This is a genomic window from Aeromicrobium sp. 9AM, from assembly GCF_902506105.1.
Classification (GTDB): Bacteria; Actinomycetota; Actinomycetes; order Propionibacteriales; family Nocardioidaceae; genus Aeromicrobium.
Genome location: NZ_LR733304.1, coordinates 13,097 through 34,274, shown reverse-complemented (window position 1 = coordinate 34,274; position 21,178 = coordinate 13,097). Strand labels below are relative to the sequence as shown.

Genomic DNA, 21,178 nt, shown 5'->3' with positions numbered 1-21,178 from the left:
GGGTCAGCCGACCTCGACGATCAGCTCGACCTCGACGGGCGAGTCAAGCGGGAGAACGGGTACGCCGACGGCGCTGCGGGCGTGCGTCCCGGCATCACCGAAGGCCGCGCCGAACAGCTCGCTGGCACCATTGGCCACACCGGGCTGGCCGGTGAAGTCGGGAGTGCTCGCAACGAACACCGTCGCCTTGACGACGCGGACGACGGAGTCGAGCTCGACCTGCGACTTCACCGCGGCGATCGCGTTGAGCGCGCACTGACGGGCGCAGTCGTACGCCTCCTCGGCCGAGACCTCGCCGCCGACCTTGCCGGTCAGGAGGAGCTGGCCGTCCTTGAGCGGGAGCTGGCCCGACGTGTAGACGTACGAGCCGGTGCGCACCGCGGGGACATAGACCGCGACAGGCGCGGGCACCGGCGGAACCGTCAGCCCGATCTCCGCAAGCCGATCGTCAACGCTGCTCATGCGATCGGCCGCTTGAAGTAGGCGACGAGGTTCTCCGGGTTCATTCCGGGCACGATCTGCACGAGCTCCCAGCCGTCCTGGCCGAAGTTGTCGAGGATCTGCTTGGTGGCGTGCACCAGGACAGGGGCGGTGAGGTACTCCCATTTCGTCATGGCACGACTGTAACGGTCGGCCTGCGGATCTCGCCCGGAGAAGTAGGCTCGTCGCGTGGCCCTCTCGACCCAGCTCCATGTCGTCACCGGCAAGGGCGGCACCGGCAAGACGACGGTGGCCGCGGCTCTGGCGATGTCACTGGCCGTCAAGGGCAAGCGCGTCCTGCTGTGCGAGGTCGAGGGTCGGCAGGGCATCGCGCAGCTCTTCGACGTGCCGCCGCTGCCCTACGAGGAGCGCAAGATCGCGGTCGGCCTCGGCGGCGGTGAGGTGTACGCCCTGGCGATCGACCCCGAGTCGGCGCTGCTGGAGTACCTCGCGATGTACTACCGGCTCGGCCGCGCCGGCAAGGCGCTCGACCGGTTCGGCATCATCGACTTCGCCACGACGATCGCTCCTGGCGTACGCGACGTGCTGCTGACCGGCAAGGTCTACGAGGCTGCTCGGCGGCGCAACGGCAGCGGCTTCGCCTACGACGCGGTCATCATGGATGCCCCGCCGACGGGTCGCATCACGCGATTCCTCAACGTCAACGCGGAGGTCGCGGGCCTGGCCAAGGTCGGCCCGATCCGCCGCCAGGCCGACTCGATCATGCAGATGATGCGGTCGGACGACACCCACGTGCACCTCGTGACGGTGCTGGAGGAGATGCCGGTGCAGGAGACGATTGACGGCATCGCCGAGCTGCAGTCCGAGCGGCTCCCGGTCGGCAGCGTCATCCTCAACCTCGTACGCCCGCCGTTGCTGTCGGTCGGCACCCGAGAAGCTCTCGAGGCCGGCAAGCTGACCACGAGCAAGGTCGTGCAGTCGCTCGCCAAGGCGTCGCTCGAGCCGGCCGCGGCACCGGCGTTGATCGCCGGAGGCGAGGCGCATCTCGAGCGCCAGCGGCTGCAGGACGGCCAGCGCGAGATCCTCGAGGGGTGCGGCCAGCCGCTCGTCGAGCTGCCCGCGCTGACCGACGGCATCGACCTCGGCTCCCTGTTCGACCTCGCCGACAAGCTGCGGGGGCTCGTATGACCGGCCGCCCCCAGACCTCGCCGTCGACCCGCAAGGGCCGCACGTCGCCACGAGGCGCACCCGGAGGTCCGGCCGCCGGCGGCCTGGATGTCGACGCGCTGCTCGCGGACCGGACGACCCAGATCATCGTGTGCTGCGGGTCCGGCGGGGTCGGCAAGACCACGACCGCGGCTGCTCTCGCCCTCCGGGCTGCCGAGCAGGGCCGCAAGGTCTGCGTGCTGACGATCGACCCGGCCCGGCGCCTGGCCCAGGCCATGGGGCTGACCGAGCTCGACAACACCCCGCGCCCGGTCAAGGACGTCGGCGCCGACGGCGGCACGCTCGACGCGATGATGCTCGACATGAAGCGCACGTTCGACGAGGTCGTCGAGGCGCATGCGACACCCGAGAAGGCGCAGCAGATCCTGGCCAACCCCTTCTATGTCGCGCTGTCGAGCTCGTTCGCGGGCACGCAGGAGTACATGGCCATGGAAAAGCTCGGACAGCTGCATGCCGAGGCGGTCGACGAGGAACGGCGATGGGACCTCATCGTCGTCGACACGCCGCCGTCACGGTCGGCGCTCGACTTCCTCGATGCGCCCGACCGGCTCGCGTCGATGCTCGACGGCAGATTCATCAAGCTGCTGCTGGCGCCCGCCAAGGGTCCGGCCCGGCTGCTCAGCGCGGGCTTCGGCATCGTCACGAGCGCCCTCAACAAGGTCCTCGGCGCGCAGGTGCTGACCGACATGCAGACCTTCGTCGCCGCGTTCGACACCCTCTTCGGCGGCTTCCGGCAGCGCGCCGAGAAGACGTACGCGTTGCTGCAGGCCCACGAGACCGCGTTCATCGTCGTCGCCGCACCCGAGCCCGCGGCGATGCGCGAGGCGTCCTACTTCGTCGAGCGGCTCGCCGGCGAGGAGATGCCGCTGGCCGGCCTGGTCGTCAACCGCGTGCACCTCAACGGGGCGGACGGCATCTCCAGCGCGGACGCCGAGTCGGCGGGCCGCAAGCTCGAGCAGGGCAGTGCGACCGACAAGATGACCGCCGACCTGCTGGCGATCCACGCCGAGCGCATGCGCGTCGCCGCGCGTGAGTCACGGTTGAAGCGCAGCTTCAGCGCGGCGCACCCCGGGGTGCCCACCGCATCGGTCGCGGCGCTCGCGGGTGACGTGCACGACCTCGACGGGTTGCGCGAGATCGGTGAGCTGCTGGCCGGATCGACCCCGCCCGTGGCCTAGACGGCGACGGAGAGAATGCTGCGCCAGGCCGTGACGTTGGGCCGGCGACGCAGGAGCGCACGGCGCTCACGCTCGGTCATACCGCCCCAGACGCCCCACTCGATGCGGTTGTCCAGCGCTTCGGCCAGGCACTCCGCTCGTACGTGACACGTTCCGCAGACCTGCTTCGCGCGGTTCTGCTCGGCACCCTTGACGAACAGTGCATCCGAGTTCCCGCGACAAGCGGCTTCAGCCGCCCAGTTTTCGTTCCACATGATCCAGACCTCCCCGAGACCGATCCCCTGTGGACCGAAGTTGGTTGTTGAGATCAATCTAAGAATTCCCGCGAGGAAGCGTCAGAGCGAATGTGACCATCTTTCTGTAGTCACGATGGACTAGACACGTTGTCGCCACTGGGACTCGCTTAGCAACGTCACGTAACCTGACTCCTATGTCTTGGGATGAGCTCCGCGCCTCGCTGCGCCAGACCGCGCAACGCGAAAAGCATCACGACGGACCGCTCTCGATCGTCGGCACGATGGCGCTGCTGTCCGCAGTGGCCGGCATCCTGCTCGCGGCGATCTTCATCCCCGGCACCGCGCTGTTCGCGTCGACGGCCAATGACGTCAGCAACGACATCGTCGACCTGCCCCTGACGCTCGACGACCAGGCCAGCGCGCAGACGACCCGCCTGCTCGCGTCCAACGGCGACCTCATCGCGTACTTCTACGAGGAGAACCGCCAGGACATCCCGCTCGCCAAGATCTCGCCGCTCATGCAGGAGGCGATCCTCTCGATCGAGGACGCCCGCTTCTACGAGCACGGCGCGCTCGACCTCAAGGGCACGCTGCGCGCGCTCGTCAACAACGCGTCGGAGGGTGCGACGCAGGGTGGCTCCTCGATCACGCAGCAGCTCGTCAAGCTGACGCTCGTCTCGCAGGCCACGACCAAGAAGCAGCGCATGGCGGCCATCAAGAAGTCGACGGCCCGCAAGATCCGTGAGCTCAAGCTCGCGATCCAGTACGAGGAGACGCACACCAAGAAGGAGATCCTCGAGCGCTACCTCAACCTCGCCTACTTCGGCGACAGCGCGTACGGCATCAGCGCCGCCTCCTACCACTACTTCTCCCGCAGCCCTGCGAAGCTCAACGTGCGCCAGGCCGCGACGCTCGCCGGCCTGGTCAAGAACCCCGTCGAGTTCGACCCCCGCATCTATCCCGAGAAGGCACTGGCTCGTCGCAACACGGTCCTCGCCGTGATGGCCCGGCTCGGCAAGATCTCCGAGGCCGACGCCAAGCGCTACCAGGCGGCGCCGCTCGGCCTCAAGATCACCAAGTTCCCCAACGGCTGCGTCTCGACCGTCGCCGAGTTCTCCTGCGACTACGTACGCCGCTACCTGCTCAAGACGACGGCGCTCGGCGCGACGGTCGAGGAGCGTCAGCGCGCGCTCGAGCGCGGCGGTCTCACGATCAAGTCCAACATCGACGTCCGCATGCAGAAGGCCATCAACAAGGCCGTCTCCACAACCGTCGCGCCCAAGGACAAGGCGATCGGCGCCATGGCCCTGCTCGAGCCCGGCACCGGCAAGGTCAAGGGGCTCGCGCAGTCCAAGCCCATGGGCCGCGACAGGAAGAAGGGCCAGTCGTTCATCGACTTCACCGTGCCCCGTGCCTACGGCGACTCCGGCGGCTTCCCCGCAGGCTCGACGTTCAAGATGTTCACCGTCGCCGCCGCGCTCAAGCAGGGCATTGACGTGGGCCAGACGTTCAAGTCACCGCCCAAGATGACGATGCCGGCGGGTAGTTATTTCGCGTGCAACGGCGGCGGCACCAGCCCCTGGCCGGTCAACAACTCAACGTCGAGCGGCACCAAGAACATGTACACCGGCACCCGCGAGTCCGTGAACACCTACTTTGCCCAGCTCGAGAAGAAGGCCGGCCTCTGCAACACGGTGCGCGCGGCCGAGGCAATGGGGATCAAGGTGCCAGATCAGAACCAGGTCGGCCCGTTCACCCTCGGAGTCACCAATGTCAGCCCGCTCGACATGGCCGCGGCGTACGCTGTGCCGGCCTCCGGCGGCATGTACTGCAAGCCGCGGCCGATCAGCTCGATCGTCGACTCCACCGGCAAGACCATCGCGAAGTACCGCCCCAACTGCGAGCGGGTCATGTCGAAGGACGACGCGGCCCAGATCAACGACATCCTGCGCGGCGTGCAGGAGCCCGGCGGCTTCGGCTACGACCTCGGTGGCACCGGGCTCAACATTCCGTCAGCTGCGAAGACCGGAACCGCCCAGGACAATCAGTCGGTCTGGTACGCCGGCTACACACCGAAGCTCGCCGCGATGGCAATGATCGCCGGCGTCAAGAAGAACGGCAGCCCCAAGTCGCTCGCCGGCGTGACCATCAACAACCGCTTCCTCGACTTCCACACGGTCGGCGGCAGCTCGTTGGCCGGTCCCATGTGGGCCAAGGCGATGCACGTCATCCAGGGCTTCCTGCCGTCAGAGAACTTCGACAAGCCGCCCAAGACCAAGCCCGCGCCGCCCAAGAAGGAAAAGAAGAAGAAGCCGTCGACCACCGACGACACCACGCGGGACGGCAACGGCCGCGGTGGACGTGGCGGCGACGACACCGGTGGCGGCGGGGGCCGCTGAGCTCAGGCGCCCAGCTGGCGCTTGACCTCCGCGGCAACGGCACCGCCGTCGGCCTTGCCCTTGACCTGGGGTGAGACGACGCCCATGACCTTGCCCATCGCCTTCATGCCCTCGCCGGCCGAGCCGGTCGACTCGACCGCGGCCGTGACGATGACGCTGATCTCCTCAGCGGAGAGCTGAGCGGGGAGGTACTCGGCGAGGATCGCCGCCTCGGCCCGCTCCTTCTCGGCGAGCTCGAGACGGTTGCCCTCGGCGAACGCCTCGGCGGCCTCGCGGCGCTTCTTGGCCTCGGAACCCAGGACCGTGATGACGTCCTCGTCGCTGAGCTCGCGGACCTCCTTGCCGGCGACCTCGGCGTTGGTGATGGCGGTCAGCACCATCCGCAGGGTCGACGTGCGGAGCGCGTCGCGGGCCTTCATCGAGGCGGTGAGGTCGTCGTGAAGCTGGTCCTTGAGTCCTGACATACGTCACATTGTCGCAGGACCGGGGCCGGGTAGCGTCGCGGCCATGAGCGACCCGGGACCCGTCGCCACGGGCCGGCGGCGTCCCTCTGCCGACCTCGTGGGCACGATCGTCACGATGTCGGCCGTGCTCGGGGCCTTCGGCACGACATTGGCCCTGCGGGAGGTCACGCACTTCAGCACGACGCTCGTGATTCTCTCCGTCGTCCTCGCGATGACCCTGGGCCGACTGGAGGGACCCGGCTCGTGGCGAGCTCGCGGGTTGCGCCTGGCAACGCTCGTCGTCGTCGCGATCATCGCCCGGTACGTCGCGGAGATCCTGTTCCACCACGACGTGCTGGGCGGCGTCCTGTTGGCCGTCGGGCTGAGTGCCCCGATCCTGCTGCGCCGACTCGGCCCCACGGCGAGCCGGCTCGGCACGCTCATGGCGCTGCCGTTCGTGGCCGTGCTGGCCACCCCCGCGGTCGCCGCACCTGCCGAGCACGACGCCTGGTGGACCCCCGTGATCGCCGTCGTCGCGTACGTCTGGGTAGTCGCCACGACGACCGTCGCCCACCGGCTCGGGCTGCTCTCGGGCCCGCCCTCGACGCCTGCTCCGACGCCGCGGCGTTCCGGCCGCTTGCTGGACGCGAGCGCCCGGATGGCGATCCAGATGCTGGTCGCACTCGGGCTCGCGCTCCTCGTCGGTCATCTGGTGTTCGACGAGCACTGGCCGTGGGTCGTCATCACGGCGTACGTGGTGTGCAGCGGCAATCGCGGCCGCGGCGACGTCCTGTCCAAGAGCCTGCTGCGCGTCCTCGGCGCTCTGGTCGGCACGACCGTGGCATCACTGATCGCCGGCCGGGTCACTCCGGCCTCGCACGCGACGGTCGTGACGATCTTCATCGTGCTCGCCATCGGCACGTGGCTGCGCCCCCGCGGGTATGCCTATTGGGCCGGATGCATCACTGCCGTGCTGGCGCTGCTGTACGGCTACTACGGGACGGGGCAGGACGACCAGCTGGTCCACCGGCTCCTCGCCATCGTGGTCGGCGGCGCCCTCGCGGTCCTGGTCTCCTGGTTCCTGCTGCCCGTCCGCACCCGCGACGTGGCCCGTCTCCGTACGGCCGGAGTGCTCGCGGCCGTGCAGGACGTACTGTCGGCCCGCCTCGCCGGGCAGGAGCCGGACAACGCCGCGCTCAGAGCGTCGCAGCACGAGATCGAAGTCATCCGGCCGAGCTGGCAGATGCACCGGCGTGTGCTCCGCGGCAGCGCGACTCCGGCCCATGCCCTCGACGCGGCTCTCGCGGTCGCCGACGCGGCGGCGGACCTCGATGCCGATGCACCCCGCGTGCCGCTCGGCCAGGCGGCTCGCGAACTCGGCAACGTACGTCGCGCGCTGCGGGACTCCGACCACGTCACCGGACTCACCGCCGACCTCATGGACATCGCGTCGCTACTCCGTGAGGCGAGTGCCCAGCCGTAAGGGAGACTGGAGCCGTGCGTCCCTTGCTCTGGCCGATCGCGGCTGCCGCGGCCGGGCTGGCGTACGCGTCGATCTATGAGGTCCGCGCCTTCACGTTGCGCAAGGTCACGGTGCCCCTGCTGGCGCCCGGCTCCGAGCCGTTGCGCGTGCTGCACCTCTCCGACGCCCACATGACGCCGAGCCAGCGCATCAAGCAGGAGTGGCTGCGCGGGCTGGCCGACCTGCAGCCGGACCTCGTCATCAACACCGGTGACAACCTCGCCCACCTCGACGCAGTGCCCTCGGTGCTGCGGGCGTACGGCGACCTCCTCGACCTGCCTGGAGCATTCGTCTTCGGGTCGAACGACTACTTCTCCCCCATCCGCAAGAACCCGGTCAACTACCTCCGCGGCGGCACCGGCGGCGACTGGAAGCGCAAGCGTGACCTGCCGTTCGACCAGCTGCGGCACGCCTTCGAGCAGCGCGGGTGGGTCGACCTGACCAACCGGCACGCCTCGTTCGTGGCGGGAGGTCGCCGGCTCTCGTTCGTGGGCGTCGACGACCCACACCTCAACTACGACGTGCTCGACGACGTACCGGCTGACGCATCGGCCGACCTCGCGATCGGCGTGGCACATGCGCCCTACCTGCGGGTGCTGGACCGGTGGAACTCGCTCGGCTATCCGTTGATCATGGCCGGTCACACGCACGGCGGCCAGCTCCGAGTGCCGTTCTACGGAGCGCTCGTCACCAACTGCGACCTCGACCGGAGCAGGGCTCGCGGCCTTCACACGCACCAGGTCGACGGTCATGATCCCTCGTGGTTGCACGTGTCAGCGGGCCTCGGCACCTCGCCGTACACGCCCGTACGTTTTGCCTGCCGCCCCGAGGCGACGCTGCTCACCCTGACTGGGATAGACTCTTCCGGGTCCCGCAGCTAGGGACATTCGGGCTGTGGCGCAGCTTGGTAGCGCGCGTCGTTCGGGACGACGAGGCCGCAGGTTCAAATCCTGTCAGCCCGACCATGTGAATGGCCGGCCCCTTGGGGCCGGCCATTTCGCTTCTCCGGTCAGAACCGCGGGCTGAACGTCATCACCGGCACCGATCCGCCCTGGTGCTCGTGCGGCTCGGATGTCACCGGGCCCCAACCCGTCGCCTTCAGGATCGCGTTGGTCAGGGTCTTCAGGAATGCGTACATGGGGATGCCTCTCGTCGTGTGCCGCCTCCAGAAGCGGCGTCTGTCAGTACGACGAACGGGGCAGCCCGCTTTCCTACACGTGGACACTCGTGAGCAGAACTCAATCTGATCGCAACGTTCGACCGGCGTGGAGGCGACACTCGCTGTGAAACACTCGGGACATGGCCGACGACCAGACTCCCCCGCCACCCGCGAAGAAGGTGGTCAAGCGGGTCGTCAAGAAGACCGTCGTCCGCCCGTCGTCACCGCCGCCCGCCGAGACCGTTCGCTACGGCAGGCCGGTCTCCACGACGCGCACCAAGCCGCAGGCCAAGGTCGCCACGCGGCCCACCGCGAGGTCGGCCGGCCCGAACAGGACCCGTCCGGGCGTCAAGGTCGGCGCGGCCGGCAAGGCCCTGGGTTCGCGCGGCGCGGGTGCCGTCTCGAGCGCCGCCGGTGCCGTGGGCTCAGCGGCTCGTACGACGGGCGAGTTCCTCTCTGACCGTTTCCGCGCAGTGATCGCCTGGCGCATCCCGCACATCGACCCGCGTCTGGCCTCGGCCATCACCGGACTCGTGGTCGGGCTCGTGTCGGTCGGCATGGGCCTCATCGCGCTCGAGATCTTCAACGACGTCCGCGGCGTGGCCTCGGGTGGCAAGCAGTGGGGCTCCCTGACGTTCGTCGTCGTCACGTTCATCGCGATCATCATCGGCGACCTGCTCCTGACGGCGTTCGGCACGGCCCGCGCGGGACTCATCAGCTTCCTCGGTGTCGTGCTCACGATCGTCGCGATCCTGGGCGTTTTCCTCGAGATGGCAGACGACAACCGGGCACTCGTGCTCGTCCCGGCGCTCGGTGTCGTGACCTACCTGGTCTCACATTGGCTCATCAGCGTCGCCGAGAGCAGCCCTACAATTCCCGAGTGACCGACATCCTCTGGAGTCCGCCACTCGATGGCAGCTCGCGGCTCGAGCAGTTCATGCGGGGGCTCGACCGCACGTTCGCCGACTACGACGAGCTGTGGGCCTGGTCGGTCGAGCAGCCCGACGACTTCTGGCGCGCCGTGTGGCAGGAGTTCGACATCCCGTCCGACGGTGACCCGACGGCCGCACTGGCTGATGCGTCGATGCCCGGCGCGGTGTGGTTCCCGGACGTACGCCTCAACTATGCCGAGGTCATGTTGCGCATGCCGGGCCGCGCCGACGACGACGTCGTCGTGGTCGCCGCGTCGCAGAGCCGCGACGACGTACGTCTGACAGCTCGCGAGCTGCGCGACCAGGTCGCTCGCGCCCGCGCCGGGCTGGTCCGGGCGGGAGTCGCACCCGGCGACCGGGTCGCCGCCTACGCACCCAACATCCCGGAGACCCTCGTCCTGCTGCTCGCGGCGGCGAGCCTCGGCGCGGTGTTCTCGTCGTGTGCCCCGGAGTTCGGCACGCAGAGCGTCGTCGACCGGTGGCAGCAGATCGAGCCGACGGTCGTCCTGGCGGTCGACGGCTACCGCTATGGCACCAAGGGCGTCGATCGGCGCGCCGAGGTCGCGGCGATCACGGAGAGCCTGCCCAGCGTCCGCACGCTCGTGTGGCTGCCCTACCTCGATCCGGCGGCACCCGCTCCGGACGGCGCCATCACGTGGGCCGAGCTCACCGCCGAAGCCGCGCCGCTGGAGTTCGTACGCCTGCCGTTCGCCTCGCCGCTCTACGTGCTGTTCTCCTCGGGCACGACCGGACTGCCCAAGCCGATCGTGCACGGCCACGGCGGTATCACGATCGAGCACCTCAAGGCGCTGGCCCTGCACCACGACCTGGGCCCGGACGACCGGTTCTTCTGGTTCTCCACGACCGGCTGGATGATGTGGAACCTGTTGGTCTCGGGCCTCGCCGTCGGGTCGACGGTCGTCATGTTCGACGGCGACCCGGCACACCCCGACCTGGCGATGCTGTGGCAGCTCGCCGAGCGCCTCGAGGTCACCTACTTCGGCACCAGCGCGCCTTATCTGCTGCAGTGCCGCAAGGAAGGTCTCGTCCCGCACGACGTCGCCGATCTGTCACGGCTGCGGGGCGTCGGTTCGACGGGCGCGCCGCTGCCGGCTGAGGGGTTCAGGTGGGTCTACGAGGCGGTCAGCCCCACGGTCCAGCTCAACTCCATCTCGGGCGGCACCGACGTGTGCTCCGGCTTCGTCGGCGCCTCCCCGATCGTCCCGGTCTACGCCGGCGAGATCTCGTGCCGCCTGCTCGGCTGCGCCGTCGAGGCGTACGACGAGGACCGCCGGCCCGTGATCGGCTCGCTCGGCGAGCTCGTCATCACGCTGCCGATGCCCTCGATGCCGGTCGGCTTCTGGGGCGACGCCGACGGGTCGCGCTACCGGGCGGCCTACTTCGAGGACATCCCCGGCGTGTGGCGTCACGGCGACTGGATCACGATCACCGAGCGCGGCACCTGCACCATCACGGGCCGCAGCGACGCGACGCTCAACCGCGGTGGCGTACGCCTCGGGACCGCCGAGTTCTACACCGTCGTCGAGGCGTTGCCCGAGGTCGCCGACAGTCTCGTGGTGCACCTCGAGGACGACGAGGGCGGAGCCGGGCAGCTGCTGCTCTTCGTGGTGCTGGCCGACGGACTCGTCCTCGACAAAGCCCTCCACCAACGCATCGCGCTCGCCCTGCGTACGCAACTCTCGCCCCGTCACGTGCCCGACGCGGTCCATCAGGTCGCCATGCTGCCCCGCACGCTGTCGGGCAAGAAGCTCGAGGTGCCGGTCAAGAAGATTCTCCAAGGCGCGTCGATCGAGGACGCCGCGGCCAAGGGGGCGCTGACCAACCCCGACTCCCTCGACGCCTTCATCGACATCCGCGAGTCATTGTGATCCGGCAGACTCTGGTCACCCTCACGGCCCTCGCCGCACTCACCGCGTGCAGCGGCGGGTCGGATGCCAAGCCGGCCGCGGCGGGAGTATCCGCTCCCAAGACGGGCGATTGCATCGCGACCTCCGCGCCGAAGCTCGACCCGGCAGGCCCCAACTTCGCGTCGAGGGTGAAGTGCACCAGGCCGCATCTCTACGAGGTGACCGGCATCGGTCCGATTCCCGCACGATTCCTGGTCGGGCCTCCGGCACAGCTGCGCGATCGACTCATTGACCCGCGTGACCGCGATTCGGGGAGCTTCGCGCGTTGGGCCGAAGCCACCTGCAGAAGTCACCTCTGGCGGGCGCTGGGCCTCGAGGCTGACATCAGCGGACGCCTGGCCGAGATCGGCGCCGTGCCCGCCACGTACGGCATCACCTACCGGCACACCCTCACGCCGGGGCCTGAGTGGGCCAAGGGTCACCACGATGTGGTCTGTTTTGCAGAGTTCGCAGATCCCGAGCCTGGCGTGGGGCCCTCGACCGCCAGTCCGGTCTCGTCCTACAACCTCAGAGCGGTGTTCACCAGGTACCTCGGACAGCACTTCCCATCGGAACGGCGCGGGTGCGCCGTGGAGACGGATGACGGCAAGATCAGGTCCGAGTCGTGCAGCGAAGTGCATGACGCGGAGACCATCTTCACCTTCGATGCGCGGCTCGCGTTCGGCATGCGGTTCGTCAGGGACCTGCTCAGGACGGACGTCACCCGCGAGCTCTCCGATCGCGCGATGTCGGTGTGCGACCGAGTTCTGCCACAGCTGCTCGAGAGCGGCGTCGAGCCGGATCTCGACTCCTGGTTTTGGTATGGCAACGACCCTGACAACGCATGGGACTACGACGTTCCCGAATACGCCGACGAGAACGCCGCCTATCCCATCGAGTGCCAGGTGAGACCCAGCGATGCCCGTTTGCTCCTTGCACCGGGCAGCGTCCTTGGCGGCGGCCCTCGTTTCGAGGATCGACGGAACCGGACCGCGGTATGAGCGAGGAACGGCCTGCGTCATAGGAACTGTGGTCCATGGGCCACGATTCCTATGACGCAAGGAGGCTAGACCAGGAGTTCGGCGATCTGGATCGTGTTGAGGGCGGCACCCTTGCGGAGGTTGTCGCCGCTGACGAACAGCACCAGCCCACGCTCGCCATCGACGCTCTGGTCCTGACGGATGCGGCCGACGAGGCTCGGGTCGGCGCCGGCGGCTTGCAGTGGCGTCGGCACGTCGACGAGCTTGACCCCGTCAGCGCCTGCCAGCAGCTCGGTCGCGCGCTCGGGCGTGATCGACCGGGCGAACTCGGCATTGATCGACAGCGAGTGCCCCGTGAACACCGGGACGCGTACGCACGTGCCGGCGACCTTGAGGTCGGGGATGTGCAGGATCTTGCGGCTCTCGTTGCGGAGCTTCTGCTCCTCGTCGGTCTCGTACGAGCCGTCGTCGACAATCGAGCCGGCCATCGGCAGGACGTTGAACGCGATCGGTGCGACGTACTTGACGGGCGCGGGGAACGTGACGGCCGAGCCGTCGTACGCCAGCTCGTTGGCCTTGTCGACGACCGCGAGCGCCTGGCCGTGCAGCTCCTGGACGCCGGCGATGCCGGAGCCGGAGACGGCCTGGTAGCTGCTGACCACGAGGCGTACGAGCTGGGCCTCGTCGTGCAGAGGCTTGAGGACCGGCATCGCGGCCATCGTGGTGCAGTTGGGGTTGGCGATGATGTTCTGCGTCGCCTTGGCGATGTCCTCGGGGTTGACCTCGCTGACGATCAGCGGGATCTCGGGGTCCTTGCGGAACGCCGAGGAGTTGTCGATGACCATCGCGCCGGCCGCGGCGAAGCGGGGGGCCTGCGCCTTGGACGTCGTGGCACCGGCGGAGAACAGCGCGATGTCGAGGCCAGACGGGTCGGCGGTCGCGGCGTCCTCGATGACGATCTCGCCACCCTTCCACGGCAGCGTCTTGCCGGCCGAGCGCGAGGAGGCGAAGAAGCGCACCTCGTCGGCGGGGAAGTTGCGCTCCTCGAGAATGCTGCGCATGGCGACGCCGACCTGCCCAGTCGCGCCGACGATTCCGATGCTGGTCATCGTCCGGTACCTCCGTAGACCACGGCCTCGACCTCGTCGGTGCCGAGGTCGAAGGCTGCGTGTGCGGCGTTGACCGCCGCGTCGATCTGGTTCTCGGTCACGACGACCGAGATGCGGATCTCCGAGGTCGAGATCATCTCGATGTTGACCCCCGCATCGGCGAGCGCGCGGAAGAAGCGGGCCGTGATGCCCGGTGACGAACGCATGCCGGCGCCGACGATCGACACCTTGCCGACGCTGTCGTCGTACTGCAGCTGCTCGAAGCCGACCTGGTCCTTGAGCCGCGCGAGGGCGGTCATCGCGGTCTGGCCGTCGGCGCGGGGCAGGGTGAACGAGATGTCGGTCAACGAGGTCGTGGCGGCCGACACGTTCTGCACGATCATGTCGATGTTGATCTGCGCGTCCGCGAGGGCCTGCAGGATCGTCGCGGCCTCGCCGACCTTGTCGGGCACGCCGACGACGGTGATCTTGGCTTCGCTGCGGTCGTGCGCGACGCCGGAAATGATTGCTTGTTCCATGGGATGCCCCTCTTGGATGACGTCCTCGGTCTTGACGACCCAGGTGCCGGTCTTGTCGGAGAACGACGAACGTACGTGAATCGGCATGTCGTTACGGCGGGCGTACTCGACGCACCGCAGGTGCAGGATCTTGGCGCCGTTGGCCGCCATCTCGAGCATCTCCTCGTACGAGATGCGGGGGATCTGGCGGGCGTTGGGCACGATGCGCGGGTCGGCGGTGAAGATGCCGTCGACGTCGGTGTAGATCTCGCAGACGTCGGCGTCGAGCGCCGCGGCGAGTGCGACGGCCGTGGTGTCGGAGCCGCCACGACCCAGCGTCGTGATGTCCTTGGTGGTCTGCGAGACGCCCTGGAAGCCGGCGACGATCGCGATCGCGCCCTCGGCCAGCGCGGCCTCGATGCGGCCCGGTGTGACGTCGATGATCTTGGCCTTGCCGTGCTCGGAGTCGGTGATGACGCCGGCCTGCGAGCCGGTGAACGACCGGGCCTCTTGGCCGAGCGTGCCGATCGCCATCGCGAGGACCGCCATGCTGATGCGCTCGCCGGCGGTCAGCAGCATGTCGAGCTCGCGGCCCGGGGGCAGCGGCGCGACCTGGCTCGCGAGGTCGATGAGCTCATCGGTCGTGTCGCCCATCGCGGACACGACGACAACGACGTCGTGACCGGCCTTCTTGGTCGCGACGATGCGCTGGGCGACCCTCTTGATGCTGGTTGCGTCGGCAACCGAGGAGCCGCCGTACTTCTGGACGACAATGCCCACGGGCCCATTCCTTGTTATTGGCGCTAGCCTGGGAAACGTACGGTTTGCGCGACGCTGCGCGCGACAAGTCTACCGGTTCGGCTCAGGTGCCTGCCGTCGTGATCCTGCCGATGGACAGTGAGAAGCCGTCAGCTTCGAATGGGGGCGTTGCCGATCGTCGTGCGGCCCTCGAACGCGCGGCCGAGGGTCAGCTCGTCGGCGTACTCCAGGTCGCCGCCGACGGGCAGTCCGCTGGCGAGCTTGCTGACGCGCAGGCCGAGCGGCGTGAGCATGCGGATGAGGTAGGTCGCGGTCGCCTCACCCTCGAGGTTGGGGTCGGTCGCGATGATGACCTCGGTGACGACGCCGTCCTGCAGGCGCTGGAGCAGCTCCTTGATGCGCAGCTGGTCGGGGCCGATGCCGGCGATGGGCGAGATCGCACCGCCGAGCACGTGGTAGCGGCCGCGGAACTCGCGCGTGCGCTCGATCGCGACGATGTCCTTGGACTCCTCGACGACGCAGATGACGCTGAGGTCGCGGCGCGGGTCGGCGCACACGCGGCACTCGGTGTCGACGGTGACGTTGCCGCAGATCGAGCAGAAGTGGACCTTGGCCTTGACCTCGACGAGGGTCGCGGCGAAGCGGCGTACGTCTTCGGGGTCGGCGTCGAGCAGGTGGAACGCGATGCGTTGCGCACTCTTGGGACCGATGCCGGGCAGCTGCCCTAGCTCATCGATCAGATCCTGGATCACGCCGTCATACATATGCGATCAGTCTATGGGTCAGCGCATGACTCGGGGCTCCCGCCGCGCTGAGCCACGGCGCAGTGCAGCCCCAACCGTGAGACTGCGTCAGTCGCGTAGCGACGGGACTGAAGCCAGGAAGGACTGCAGCATCTCGTGGCCGCGCGCCGTGAGGATGGATTCGGGATGCATCTGCACGCCTTCGACCGGATGGCGGCGATGACGTACGCCCATGACGATGCCGGACGCGGTGTGCGCGGTGGCCTCGAGCTCATCGGGCAGGGTCTTCGGGTCGATCACGAGCGAGTGGTAGCGGGCGCACACCAGCGGTGTCGGCAGCCCGGCATAGACGCCGATCCCGTCGTGGTGGACCAAGGAGGGCTTGCCGTGCACGATCTCCGGCGCCCGCACGATCGACGCCCCGTACGCCTCGCCGATCGCCTGGTGGCCGAGGCACACGCCGAGGATCGGGGTGGTCGGCCCGAGGCGGCGGATCGCCTCGACGCTGATGCCGGCGTCGCGCGGGGTGCCCGGTCCGGGCGACACGATGAGGTGCGTGAAGTCGCCGCGCTCGCGGGCCGCGACCAGCTCGTCGACGGTGACGGCGTCGTTGCGGACGACCTCGGCCTGCGCGCCGAGCTCGCCGGCGTACTGGACGAGGTTGTAGACGAACGAGTCGTAGTTGTCGATGAACAGCACCTTGGGCGGTGACTTGGGGCCCACCTGGGACGTCGGGGTGGGCCCTGGGTCACCGCTCCCGCTCGGGGCGAGCCAAAAACCTCGGAGCTCGTCGCGGAGCCAGGTGGTCGTACGACCGACGGGCCAGTCGCCGACGCCTTCGCACGCGACGACCGGCACGACACCGCGCAGCGAGTTGCTGACGAAGACCTCGGTCGCCGCCGACAGGTCGTCGACCGTCAGCCGCCGCTGGAACACCGGCACCGCTGCCTCGCGCAGGATCTCGATGATGCGGGCCCGGGCCGTGCCGGGCAGGATGCGCCCATCCGTCGGAGGGGTGTGCACACCGTCGTCGTGCACGACGAAGACGTTGGCCCGAGCGGTCTCGAGGATCGCGCCGTCCTCGGCGAACAGCAACAGGTCGCGGTCGGGCGCACCGTCCCACGACAGGGCTCGTCGATCGGCCCACTTGTGCTGACCGAAGCCACCCTCGATGGTTCGCGGCGTCAGCGTCCAGGCATCCGCATCGTCGTCGATGACGCGACTGCTCATCGTCACCGCGACCTCGTCGGCGCCGGGCACGGCGTCGATGCGCATCCGCTGGCGACCGCGCAGGTTGGCGGCCCGGCGCAGCACGGCATCGTCGAGCCCGGCCCGGATCGTCGTGCCGTAGACCGCGCGAACGCTGGCGTCGAGGCGCGCGAGGTGCGCCTCGAGGTCGGCGACCCGGCCGTCCTCGACCAGCAAGGTGTCGTAGATGCCGAGTGACTCGTCGACCGTGGCGGTGTGCTCGACGACGTCCGGCAACCGCGGCTCGTCGACCTCCGGTGCTTCGGCGTGCAGCTCAAGCTGGCCGCCGATGGCGTCGATCAGCGGCCGGGCCTTGACGAGGCACTCGGCGTACTCCCCCTCGGGCGTCGAGTCGGCGACGATGCCACCCCCGACGCCGAGCCAGACGCGGTCGCCGTGGAACTCGAACGTGCGGATCACGACGTTGAGCTCGAGGCCCGCGGCAGGGCTGACGTGGCCGATCGCCCCTGTGTAGGCCTCGCGGCCGGTGGCCTCGAGCGTGTTGATGATCTCCATCGCGCGGACCTTGGGCGCACCGGTCACCGATCCCGGGGGAAACGTCGCCCGCAACAGCTCGGAGTCGCGTACGCCGTGGGCCACGTGGCCGACGACATCGGACACGAGGTGCCAGACCGCGTGGCGCTCGGCGCGGGTGATCGCCGGCACGCGCACCGAGCCGGGCACGCTGACGCGGCCGAGGTCGTTGCGCATCAGGTCGACGATCATGATGTTCTCGGCGCGGTTCTTGGCCGACGCGACGAGCTCGTCGGGGTCGCTGTCGAGTGGCGCCGTGCCCTTGATCGGCGAGCTCAGCACCTCATCGCCCGTGCGGCGCAGGAACAGCTCGGGCGACAGGCTCGCCAGCGCACCCTCGGGGCTCGAGACGAAGGCGGCGTATGCCGGATGGAGCTGCTCGACCCCGGCGCAGAACACGTCGAGCGGATCGCCGCGGAACGGCGCCTCGAGTCGCGTGCACAGGTTGGCCTGGAAGATGTCGCCGGCCGCGATGTGCTCCAGCACCGTGGCGAGCGCGGCACGGTGGGCGTCGGGAGTCGGCGTCATCTCGAACGTGCCCACCTCGTACGGCCGGGGGCGCGCCGAGCCGGACTCGAGCGCCTCGATGATCCTGGCGTCACGCTCCCCGTCGGGGCGCAGCCACTCGAGCCACCAGGTGCCGTCGGTGCGGCGCAGGACGTGGTCGTAGAACGCGATGCGGTGCTCCGGCTGCGGGACAGGACGTTCCGGAGCGGCCGGCAAGTCCTCGACGAGCCGGCCGAGCTGGTAGCCCCACGCACCGATCCAGCCGCCACCGAATCCACCGACGTCGGACGGCAACGGGTCGAGGTCGATGCCGCTGAACGGGTCGCCCTCGAGCACGGCGACGGGGTCGAACGCGATCAACGCCTCGCCGTGGTGCCATGCACCGAGCAGCGCGACGAGCCGGTCGCGCCCCCGGAACACACAGAGGACGTCGAGCGGGTCGAGGTCGAGGTCGAGACGCCTGCGGCCGAGGCCGTCGTCAGTCGTGGCGGGACTCGTCAATGACGTGCGCCCCCAGCTCCCGGCTCAGGAGGTCCTCGGGATCGATGTCCTCCTGCTCGACGACGGGATCGTCGCGGGTCGCAGTGGCATCGGGGTCCTCGCGGGCCTCCGGCGTGACCGGGTCGCGCAGCGCCTCGCGTACGGACTCGGGCACCGCGACACCCTTGCGGGGTGGCGCCGGGCTCGGATCGGCCGATGCCGGCTCGTCGGTGTCGGTGCCGGGACGTGCGCTGGGGTCGACGATGGCCTCGATCCGCCAGGTGACGCCGAGCACGGCGTGGAGGGCCTGCTGGACGTACTCCTCGGACCGGCTGTTGATGAACGAGTCACGCGCGCCGGCGTTGACCAGGGCGATCGTGAGGGTCGAGCCGTCGAGGCCGGTGACCTGGGCGTTCTGGCTGAGCATGACCCAGGCGAAGCGCCGCAGGTCGCGGATCTTGTCGAGGATCTCGGGCCACAGCCGGCGTACGTCGGCGATCGTGAGGTTGCCGGTGGCGGAGGCCGAACCGGTCCCTAGCGAAGCGGGAGGGAGCTCTGCGACCGAAGGGACCTGGGCTGCAGGCTCGCTCTGGACAGGGGGTTCCTGCGCAGCGACCGGAACCTGCGTTGCGTGCCCTTCGCTCGCAGAGCTCGCTCCCGCGACTTCGTCGCTAGGGAGCGGTTGCGGTTCGGCGATGGGGGCGGGCACTTCTGCGATCGGCTCAGCGATCGGCGCAGGCTTGGCTTCGACCGGTGGAGCCACCGGCGCAGCCGCCGGGGCCGGAGTCGCGGCAGCAGCAGGTGCGCCGCCGTCGATCGCCAGGCGGCGCTCGAGGCGGTCGAGGCGGGCCTGGAAACCCTGCGTCGAGTTGTCCGAGCCGGGCACCAGGATGCGGGCACACATCAGCTCGAGCAGCAGCCGCGGAGCCGTGGCCCCGCGGAACTCGATCAGCGCGGCGTTGACGATGTCGGCAGCACGGGTCAGCTCGGACGGGCCGAAGTTGCTGGCCTGGCTGAGCAGCCGCTCGGCCCGGTCGCCGGGCACGTCGAGCAGGCCCTTGGACAGCGCATCGGGAACTGCCGCGACGATCACGAGGTCACGCAGCCGCTGCAGCAGGTCCTCGGCGAACCGGCGCGGATCCTGGCCCGACTCGATGACCTTGTCGACGACCCCGAACACCGTCGAGCCGTCGCTCGCCGCGAACGCGTCGATGGCCTCGTCGAGCAGCGAGTCTGGCGTGTAGCCGAGCAGCTGGACCGCGAGGTCGTACGTGACGCCCTCAGGTCCCGCGCCACCGAGCAGCTGGTCGAGGACGCTGAGGCTGTCGCGGACCGAGCCCTGTCCGGCCCGCACGACGAGCGGCAGCGCGCTGGGCTCGAGCGTCACGTTCTCGGCGGTGCAGAGCTGCAGGAGGTAGTCGCCGAGCGTCTTGGGCGGCACGAGGCGGAACGGGTAGTGGTGCGTGCGCGACCGGATCGTGCCGATGACCTTGTCGGGCTCGGTCGTCGCGAAGATGAAGCGCAGGTGCGGCGGCGGCTCCTCGACGAGCTTGAGCAGCGCGTTGAAGCCCTGCGGCGACACCATGTGCGCCTCGTCGATGATGTAGACCTTGTAGCGGCTGCTGACCGGGGCGAAGAACGCTCGTTCGCGCAGGTCACGGGCGTCGTCGACACCACCGTGGCTCGCCGCGTCGATCTCGATGACGTCGATGCTGCCCGGACCGCCGCGCGCCAGGTCGCGGCAGCTCTGGCACTCGCCACACGGATCGGCGATCGGCGCCTTCTCGCAGTTGAGCGCTCGCGCCAGGATGCGCGCGCTCGTGGTCTTGCCGCAGCCTCGCGGGCCGGAGAACAGGTAGGCGTGGTTGACCCGGTTGGCGGCCAGCGCGTGGCGCAGCGGCTCGGTCACGTGGTCCTGCCCGATCACCTCGGCGAACGTCTCCGGCCGGTAGCGGCGATAAAGGGCGAGGGGGGCATCCACGGAGTAGAGCCTAACCACCGTGGCCGACATCGCCTACCGCCCGACCGGCCTCCGGTCGCCGCCTCAGGTGATCTCGACGCCGATGAGGGTGCTCAGCCGCTCCGCGCCCAGGTCGGTGAGGTCGACGGCACGGTGCCGCGGCCTCCGAGCGACCCATCCTGCGGCCAGGAACTGAGTCAGCAGCTCGGCTCCGAGCCGTCCGCCGAGATGATGTCGCTGCTCGCTCCAGTCGACGCAGAACCTGAGCAACGGCCGTGGCCCGCCCGGCCTGCCGACGAGGTCCGGGTCGAGCCCGAGCGACGCCATCACCTCCTGTGCGGCGGGCCCCAGGTCGTACGGCGCATCCGTGACGCGTGCCGACAACCGATCGTCCGGCCGGCGCTCGGTCGTCGTACGTTCGTCAGTGCGCACCAGCGCCTCGCGGTCGAGCAGGGCCGCTGTCACGGCGCAGCCGAGCCGGCCGGCCAGGTGGTCGTAACAGGTGCGCGCCCGGCGCAGCGCCGCTGCCCGCGTGCCGTCGCGCAGCGACCGGACCGGCTCGGTCGGAGCGATCACCGCCAGGGCCTCGAGGATCGTCGCGACCTGGTCGGAGGCGAGGCGATAGTAGCGGTGCCGCCCCGACTGCTCGACATCGATGAGCCCGTTGTCACGCAGCCGCGAGAGCTGGGCGCTGGCGGCCTGAGCCGAGACGCCCGCCTCCGTCGCCAGCACGCCCGCCGGCAGCGAGCGTCCGTCGGCCAGGGCGACAAGCACCCGGGCGCGGGTGGGATCGGCGAACAGCGCCGCGACGTGCGCGACATCCGCGTCACCGCGGTGGACAGCTGTCGAGGTCTCCATCTGTCCATCGTGCCCCCGGGATGTTTCCATCGCCACGGAAGTGTCAGCGGGCAACGATG

19 protein-coding genes, 1 tRNA gene and 1 pseudogene are annotated in these 21,178 nt (G+C 69.3%); 9 read left to right on the top strand and 12 right to left on the bottom strand.

The window, feature by feature from the left end; all coding sequences use genetic code 11:
• Nucleotides 1–3: 3 nt before the first annotated feature.
• Entirely contained in the window at nucleotides 4–462 is a 459-nt protein-coding gene (locus tag BOSE46_RS06205; protein WP_159539414.1) for a RidA family protein, read from the bottom strand.
• Entirely contained in the window at nucleotides 459–614 is a 156-nt protein-coding gene (locus tag BOSE46_RS06200; RefSeq protein ID WP_157412925.1) for a DUF4177 domain-containing protein, read from the bottom strand. The genes BOSE46_RS06205 and BOSE46_RS06200 overlap by 4 nt, the downstream gene beginning before the upstream one ends.
• 55 nt (nucleotides 615–669) lie before the next feature.
• On the opposite strand from BOSE46_RS06200, the gene BOSE46_RS06195 reads away from it, so the two are divergent.
• Entirely contained in the window at nucleotides 670–1,629 is a 960-nt protein-coding gene (locus tag BOSE46_RS06195) for an ArsA-related P-loop ATPase (RefSeq protein WP_159539413.1), read from the top strand.
• Nucleotides 1,626–2,846: an ArsA-related P-loop ATPase gene (locus BOSE46_RS06190; protein WP_159539412.1), complete on the top strand. Its 1,221-nt coding sequence runs from the start codon at nucleotides 1,626–1,628 to the stop codon at nucleotides 2,844–2,846. Before BOSE46_RS06195 ends, BOSE46_RS06190 begins: the two co-directional genes overlap by 4 nt.
• Here BOSE46_RS06190 and BOSE46_RS06185 read toward each other — a convergent pair.
• Nucleotides 2,843–3,100, bottom strand: a complete 258-nt coding sequence (locus tag BOSE46_RS06185) for a WhiB family transcriptional regulator (RefSeq protein WP_159539411.1) — start codon at nucleotides 3,098–3,100, stop codon at nucleotides 2,843–2,845. The genes BOSE46_RS06190 and BOSE46_RS06185 overlap by 4 nt on opposite strands.
• Nucleotides 3,101–3,276: 176 nt before the next feature.
• Here BOSE46_RS06185 and BOSE46_RS06180 point away from each other — a divergent pair, with 176 nt between their 5' ends.
• Nucleotides 3,277–5,481, top strand: coding sequence for a transglycosylase domain-containing protein (locus BOSE46_RS06180; RefSeq protein ID WP_159539410.1), 2,205 nt, complete (start codon nucleotides 3,277–3,279; stop codon nucleotides 5,479–5,481).
• Nucleotides 5,482–5,483: 2 nt separating this feature from the next.
• Here the strand turns inward: BOSE46_RS06180 and BOSE46_RS06175 are convergent, their stop codons facing one another.
• Nucleotides 5,484–5,945 (bottom strand): GatB/YqeY domain-containing protein, encoded by a 462-nt coding sequence (locus tag BOSE46_RS06175; RefSeq protein ID WP_159539409.1) that lies wholly within the window; start codon nucleotides 5,943–5,945, stop codon nucleotides 5,484–5,486.
• Nucleotides 5,946–5,988: 43 nt separating this feature from the next.
• Between BOSE46_RS06175 and BOSE46_RS06170 the strand changes: the two genes are divergently transcribed.
• From BOSE46_RS06170 to BOSE46_RS06160, 3 genes are all read left to right on the top strand, one after another.
• Nucleotides 5,989–7,407 carry an FUSC family protein gene (locus BOSE46_RS06170; RefSeq protein WP_159539408.1) on the top strand — a complete coding sequence of 473 codons (1,419 nt, stop codon included), beginning with the start codon at nucleotides 5,989–5,991 and terminating at the stop codon, nucleotides 7,405–7,407.
• A gap of 14 nt (nucleotides 7,408–7,421) precedes the next feature.
• Nucleotides 7,422–8,327, top strand: a complete 906-nt coding sequence (locus BOSE46_RS06165; protein WP_159539407.1) for a metallophosphoesterase — start codon at nucleotides 7,422–7,424, stop codon at nucleotides 8,325–8,327.
• A gap of 7 nt (nucleotides 8,328–8,334) precedes the next feature.
• Nucleotides 8,335–8,411: transfer RNA gene (locus BOSE46_RS06160), tRNA-Pro, on the top strand.
• 44 nt (nucleotides 8,412–8,455) lie between these two features.
• Here BOSE46_RS06160 and BOSE46_RS21560 read toward each other — a convergent pair.
• Nucleotides 8,456–8,584, bottom strand: coding sequence for a hypothetical protein (locus BOSE46_RS21560; protein WP_256366709.1), 129 nt, complete (start codon nucleotides 8,582–8,584; stop codon nucleotides 8,456–8,458).
• A 161-nt stretch (nucleotides 8,585–8,745) separates the two neighbouring features.
• Here BOSE46_RS21560 and BOSE46_RS06155 point away from each other — a divergent pair, with 161 nt between their 5' ends.
• Genes BOSE46_RS06155 through BOSE46_RS06145 form a run of 3 tightly spaced genes read left to right on the top strand, consistent with a single transcriptional unit; the run spans nucleotide 8,746 to nucleotide 12,445 of the window.
• Nucleotides 8,746–9,489 (top strand): hypothetical protein, encoded by a 744-nt coding sequence (locus BOSE46_RS06155; RefSeq protein WP_159539406.1) that lies wholly within the window; start codon nucleotides 8,746–8,748, stop codon nucleotides 9,487–9,489.
• Nucleotides 9,486–11,426: an acetoacetate--CoA ligase gene (locus tag BOSE46_RS06150; protein ID WP_159539405.1), complete on the top strand. Its 1,941-nt coding sequence runs from the start codon at nucleotides 9,486–9,488 to the stop codon at nucleotides 11,424–11,426. Before BOSE46_RS06155 ends, BOSE46_RS06150 begins: the two co-directional genes overlap by 4 nt.
• Nucleotides 11,423–12,445, top strand: coding sequence for a hypothetical protein (locus BOSE46_RS06145; protein WP_159539404.1), 1,023 nt, complete (start codon nucleotides 11,423–11,425; stop codon nucleotides 12,443–12,445). The genes BOSE46_RS06150 and BOSE46_RS06145 overlap by 4 nt, the downstream gene beginning before the upstream one ends.
• A 65-nt stretch (nucleotides 12,446–12,510) precedes the next feature.
• Here the strand turns inward: BOSE46_RS06145 and BOSE46_RS06140 are convergent, their stop codons facing one another.
• From BOSE46_RS06140 to BOSE46_RS06115, 7 genes and pseudogenes are all read right to left on the bottom strand, one after another.
• Nucleotides 12,511–13,533, bottom strand: a complete 1,023-nt coding sequence (locus BOSE46_RS06140; RefSeq protein WP_159539403.1) for an aspartate-semialdehyde dehydrogenase — start codon at nucleotides 13,531–13,533, stop codon at nucleotides 12,511–12,513.
• Nucleotides 13,530–14,810, bottom strand: coding sequence for an aspartate kinase (locus tag BOSE46_RS06135; protein ID WP_159539402.1), 1,281 nt, complete (start codon nucleotides 14,808–14,810; stop codon nucleotides 13,530–13,532). The genes BOSE46_RS06140 and BOSE46_RS06135 overlap by 4 nt, the downstream gene beginning before the upstream one ends.
• 128 nt (nucleotides 14,811–14,938) lie before the next feature.
• Nucleotides 14,939–15,553: a recombination mediator RecR gene (gene recR / locus BOSE46_RS06130; protein WP_159539401.1), complete on the bottom strand. Its 615-nt coding sequence runs from the start codon at nucleotides 15,551–15,553 to the stop codon at nucleotides 14,939–14,941.
• A gap of 87 nt (nucleotides 15,554–15,640) precedes the next feature.
• Nucleotides 15,641–16,231 (bottom strand): aminodeoxychorismate/anthranilate synthase component II, encoded by a 591-nt coding sequence (locus tag BOSE46_RS21685; RefSeq protein WP_371415522.1) that lies wholly within the window; start codon nucleotides 16,229–16,231, stop codon nucleotides 15,641–15,643.
• Nucleotides 16,232–16,387: 156 nt separating this feature from the next.
• A pseudogene (locus BOSE46_RS06125) lies at nucleotides 16,388–18,241 on the bottom strand (aminodeoxychorismate synthase component I); the annotation flags it as partial.
• A gap of 58 nt (nucleotides 18,242–18,299) precedes the next feature.
• Nucleotides 18,300–20,312: a DNA polymerase III subunit gamma and tau gene (locus BOSE46_RS06120; protein WP_159539399.1), complete on the bottom strand. Its 2,013-nt coding sequence runs from the start codon at nucleotides 20,310–20,312 to the stop codon at nucleotides 18,300–18,302.
• 33 nt (nucleotides 20,313–20,345) lie between these two features.
• On the bottom strand, nucleotides 20,346–21,119 hold the full coding sequence (locus BOSE46_RS06115) for a helix-turn-helix transcriptional regulator (protein ID WP_159539398.1): 774 nt from the start codon (nucleotides 21,117–21,119) through the stop codon (nucleotides 20,346–20,348).
• Nucleotides 21,120–21,178: the final 59 nt, after the last annotated feature.

Excerpts from the sequence above, each read along its gene's own strand:
- BOSE46_RS06205 (WP_159539414.1), bottom strand. The coding sequence starts at position 462 with ATGAGCAGCGTTGACGATCGGCTTGCGGAGATCGGGCTGACGGTTCCG.
- BOSE46_RS06200 (WP_157412925.1), bottom strand. The coding sequence starts at position 614 with ATGACGAAATGGGAGTACCTCACCGCCCCTGTCCTGGTGCACGCCACC.
- BOSE46_RS06190 (WP_159539412.1), top strand. The coding sequence starts at position 1,626 with ATGACCGGCCGCCCCCAGACCTCGCCGTCGACCCGCAAGGGCCGCACG.
- BOSE46_RS06185 (WP_159539411.1), bottom strand. The coding sequence starts at position 3,100 with ATGTGGAACGAAAACTGGGCGGCTGAAGCCGCTTGTCGCGGGAACTCG.
- BOSE46_RS06180 (WP_159539410.1), top strand. The coding sequence starts at position 3,277 with ATGTCTTGGGATGAGCTCCGCGCCTCGCTGCGCCAGACCGCGCAACGC.
- BOSE46_RS06175 (WP_159539409.1), bottom strand. The coding sequence starts at position 5,945 with ATGTCAGGACTCAAGGACCAGCTTCACGACGACCTCACCGCCTCGATG.
- BOSE46_RS06170 (WP_159539408.1), top strand. The coding sequence starts at position 5,989 with ATGAGCGACCCGGGACCCGTCGCCACGGGCCGGCGGCGTCCCTCTGCC.
- BOSE46_RS21560 (WP_256366709.1), bottom strand. The coding sequence starts at position 8,584 with ATGTACGCATTCCTGAAGACCCTGACCAACGCGATCCTGAAGGCGACG.
- BOSE46_RS06155 (WP_159539406.1), top strand. The coding sequence starts at position 8,746 with ATGGCCGACGACCAGACTCCCCCGCCACCCGCGAAGAAGGTGGTCAAG.
- BOSE46_RS06140 (WP_159539403.1), bottom strand. The coding sequence starts at position 13,533 with ATGACCAGCATCGGAATCGTCGGCGCGACTGGGCAGGTCGGCGTCGCC.
- recR (WP_159539401.1), bottom strand. The coding sequence starts at position 15,553 with ATGTATGACGGCGTGATCCAGGATCTGATCGATGAGCTAGGGCAGCTG.
- BOSE46_RS06120 (WP_159539399.1), bottom strand. The coding sequence starts at position 20,312 with ATGTCGGCCACGGTGGTTAGGCTCTACTCCGTGGATGCCCCCCTCGCC.
- BOSE46_RS06115 (WP_159539398.1), bottom strand. The coding sequence starts at position 21,119 with ATGGAGACCTCGACAGCTGTCCACCGCGGTGACGCGGATGTCGCGCAC.